Genomic DNA, 3,019 nt, shown 5'->3' on the forward strand with positions numbered 1-3,019 from the left:
ACCAGCCTTTCCAGCCCGGATCGTCGGGGAAGTTGTGGAGGCCGAACTTGCCGGCGCCCATGATCTCGGCGCCAATGTTTTTGAAATAGGCGCGCGCATAGGCATCGTCCACGCCGGTGGTGCCGGCGCCCGACGTATCGTGGAAAACGCGCTCGCGGAAGGTGCGGGTGGCCACATACGAGGCAGTGAGGCGCCCCCAATCGTCGCCGAAAGGCTTTGCGGGCGTGATGTCGGTGGTGGTGGCAAAACCATCAAGGGAAATCAGAAGATCGACACGAACGGACATGGCGGGCTCCAGGAGCAGGGTTAGTAAGGTGAGTGCCTTCATATGGTGATGCTGATAGTAAGGCAAGTGCCTCTTTATAGTTGACCAGGCGGAAGGGCGGCGCTAGGCGTTGGGCATGCCGTACCATTCGAGCCCGCTGGACCTGGCTTTCCACGCCCTGAGCGATCCGACGCGGCGCGCCGTGGTGTCGCGACTGCGCCAGGGGGAGCTGCCGGTGAGCGCGCTGGCGGCGCCGTTCGACATGGCTCTGCCCTCCTTTTCGCAGCACCTCAAGGTGCTCGAGGAATGCGGGCTGATCGTCAGCGAGAAGCGTGGGCGCAGCCGCTGGTGCCGGCTGGTTCCGGAACGGTTCGACGCGGCGGCCAACTGGATGGACACCGAGCGCCGGCGCGCCGCCGAACGGCTCGACCGGCTGGAAACCTATCTCGACCGGACGTGAACGGAGTGCCGATGACAAAGCTGTTCGAGGACCTGCTTGAAACGTGGTCGATGGACCGCGAGATCGTGTTGGTGAAGGTGCTGAAGCACCCGCGCGCCAAGGTGTTCGCGGCGTGGATGGATCCGATGGCGCTGAGCCAATGGTATGGTCCGGATGGGCTGAGCATCGAGAGCCATGAGGCCGACATGCGCGAGGGCGGGTTCTGGCGCTTCGACATGGTGGGGATTTACGAGGGCAAACAGCAGCGCTTTCCCAGCCTGATGCAGTTCATCGAGATCGTTCCCAACGAGCGGATCGTCATCGACTATGGCGGGGAGGACGGCGACCCCAACGGCTTTTACATGGTGGTGACGTTCGACGAGCAGGCCGACGGCAGGACCGTGCTGACGATGCGCCAGTTGCATCCGAACCGCGAACGACGGCAGGCGGTGGTGGCGTTCGGCGCAGTGGAATATGGGCTGCAGACGCTGGGTGGGCTGGAGCGGTGGTTGGGCTGAAAGTGGGGAGGCTTCCGAGCCTACTTCCGTTTTGCGCCAAAGGCGGACGTTGAACTCCACCACCTCGTGCGATGCACTCGACTTCCGGATCGGAGAGGCCGGTTGCTCGTCGGATCAATGTGGGGTCAGATGTAGGCAATCGGGACTGGCGGGTCTGTGGCAACACTTCACTTGATGGTTGGACTGCCGGGAAGCGGCAAGACGACATTGGCTCGCAAGCTCGAGGTCGAATACGCCGCGCTCCGCCTTACCGTCGATGAGTGGCATGTCCGGCTCTTCGGAATGGACGTAGACGACCGCAGCGACGACGCTGACTTCGCGACGCACAACGCCAGGCACGGGGCGATCGAGTTGCTTTTGTGGGAGACGGCGTCGAGAGTTTTGATGCTCGGTGTAGATGTGATCCTCGACTTTGGCTTTTGGACCAAGCGCGAGCGAGACGAACTTCGAGCAAAAGCTCACGAGCTCGATGTGCGCTTCAGGATCCATTTCGCCGATGCCTCTGAAGAACTTCTGCTGGAGCGCATAAGGGCCAGGAATAGCCAGCTTCCTTCCGGAACTTTTCACATCCCCGAGGCCAGCCTTAAGGAGTGGATGCGCCTCTTCGAAGTTCCATCGGCGGACGAGCTCACTGAGTAAGCCGAAGGCCCGCTTTGGGACAAAGCGGCCGTTTGCGTCGATGGAGCCTCGCGCTCAGGTCAGAAGGGCTCCTGCGCCGGAAGGCGCCTCGGCCGCCGCGTGTCGCGGACTGGATATGGAGTGCATAACACGAAGCACCTCTTACGGGACGATCCCGCGGCAGGCCCAGGCCACGTTGGCAAAGGACCGCGGGCCGTCCGATCGGCCGCATTCATAAGCATCGCGAACTGCGGCGTTCACTTGCGCGAGCTCTCCGCCTTCGAGGTTTCCAACGAACTTGCCGAGAGGTCCCTCACCCGCTGCGATTGGCGCCCACAAGTCATCAAAGTCTCGGTAGTCCATGCGTACCATCAGTTGGTCTTCTGCAGCGTCCTTCAGCCCCTGATCGATAAACGCCTGCTTCATCTCACCGGGCTGCATCATCGGCTGAAAGACGTAGCGGTTGCGGAGTTGTCTACCGCGCTCAGACAGAGCGGCCAGCGTATCGACGATCATCCTCATTCCAGTCATACCGCCCAGATGGTCCCATACAACTGCAGCAACGACGCCCCCTGGTCTGACGACGCGACGCATTTCTCTGATTGCCAATGGCGCATCAGGCACGAAGTGCAGCACGAGCATAGCCATCGCGCGATCGAAGGTGCCGTCGCCAAACGGTAACGCGGTGGCATCAGCCTGATCGATGATCACACGCGGGTCGGTATTGCGCAGTCTAGCTGCCTCGACAAAGGTCGGCGCGTAGTCGATTGCATGGATAGCAGTGGGTTCGGCCCGGCCCGCAAGCTCAAATGTGAGGCTCCCGGTGCCGCAACCGACGTCGAGCAGTTTCTCGCCCGCTGCGAGCCCGGCAAATTCGACAAACGCCGGCGCCAACTTGCGACTCCAGCGCCCCATGAGCTGCTCATACCCGGACGCCTCGTGCACGGTGAATGTGGACGCCATCTTAGCTCTCCCGGAATTGCCTGGAACGAGTTGGACAACCTAGAACACGAGGCCCAGCGCGCCAAGACGCGATGGCCGCTTTGGGCCAAAAGCAGCCGTTCGAGAACATCAGCGGATTTTCGAGTGGGTTGCGGACGACCACCCGGTTGCCTCCGCCGGGCGCAGGACCTACTTGACCGATATGACGTCAAACGCGACTTGCGGTAGAGCGCTGAT

The 3,019-nt window shown here is 61.8% G+C and carries 4 protein-coding genes and 1 pseudogene; 3 read left to right on the forward strand and 2 right to left on the reverse strand.

Annotation, left to right across the window (positions count from 1 at the left end; genetic code table 11):
• A pseudogene (locus JWQ89_RS10330) lies at positions 1 to 286 on the reverse strand (deaminase); the annotation flags it as partial.
• 115 nt (positions 287 to 401) lie between these two features.
• On the opposite strand from JWQ89_RS10330, the gene JWQ89_RS10335 reads away from it, so the two are divergent.
• The 3 genes from JWQ89_RS10335 (at position 402) to JWQ89_RS10345 (ending at position 1,861) form a co-directional block, all read left to right on the forward strand.
• A complete protein-coding gene (locus tag JWQ89_RS10335) occupies positions 402 to 725 on the forward strand; it encodes a metalloregulator ArsR/SmtB family transcription factor (protein ID WP_299640708.1) in 324 nt (107 codons plus the stop codon).
• Between the two features lie 11 nt (positions 726 to 736).
• Positions 737 to 1,222, forward strand: a complete 486-nt coding sequence (locus JWQ89_RS10340) for an SRPBCC domain-containing protein (RefSeq protein ID WP_299640711.1) — start codon at positions 737 to 739, stop codon at positions 1,220 to 1,222.
• A gap of 174 nt (positions 1,223 to 1,396) precedes the next feature.
• The gene (locus JWQ89_RS10345) at positions 1,397 to 1,861 is read left to right on the forward strand and encodes an ATP-binding protein (protein ID WP_299640713.1); all 465 of its coding nucleotides are present in this window, start codon (positions 1,397 to 1,399) and stop codon (positions 1,859 to 1,861) included.
• 141 nt (positions 1,862 to 2,002) lie between these two features.
• Here JWQ89_RS10345 and JWQ89_RS10350 read toward each other — a convergent pair whose 3' ends face one another.
• Positions 2,003 to 2,803 carry a class I SAM-dependent methyltransferase gene (locus tag JWQ89_RS10350; RefSeq protein ID WP_299640716.1) on the reverse strand — a complete coding sequence of 267 codons (801 nt, stop codon included), beginning with the start codon at positions 2,801 to 2,803 and terminating at the stop codon, positions 2,003 to 2,005.
• Positions 2,804 to 3,019: the final 216 nt, after the last annotated feature.

The organism is Devosia sp. (assembly GCF_028290645.1).
In the GTDB taxonomy this organism is placed as follows: Bacteria; Pseudomonadota; Alphaproteobacteria; order Rhizobiales; family Devosiaceae; genus Devosia_A.

Coding starts and splice junctions, on each gene's coding strand:
- JWQ89_RS10335 (WP_299640708.1), top strand. CDS start 402: ATGCCGTACCATTCGAGCCCGCTGGACCTGGCTTTCCACGCCCTGAGC.
- JWQ89_RS10340 (WP_299640711.1), top strand. CDS start 737: ATGACAAAGCTGTTCGAGGACCTGCTTGAAACGTGGTCGATGGACCGC.
- JWQ89_RS10345 (WP_299640713.1), top strand. CDS start 1,397: ATGGTTGGACTGCCGGGAAGCGGCAAGACGACATTGGCTCGCAAGCTC.
- JWQ89_RS10350 (WP_299640716.1), bottom strand. CDS start 2,803: ATGGCGTCCACATTCACCGTGCACGAGGCGTCCGGGTATGAGCAGCTC.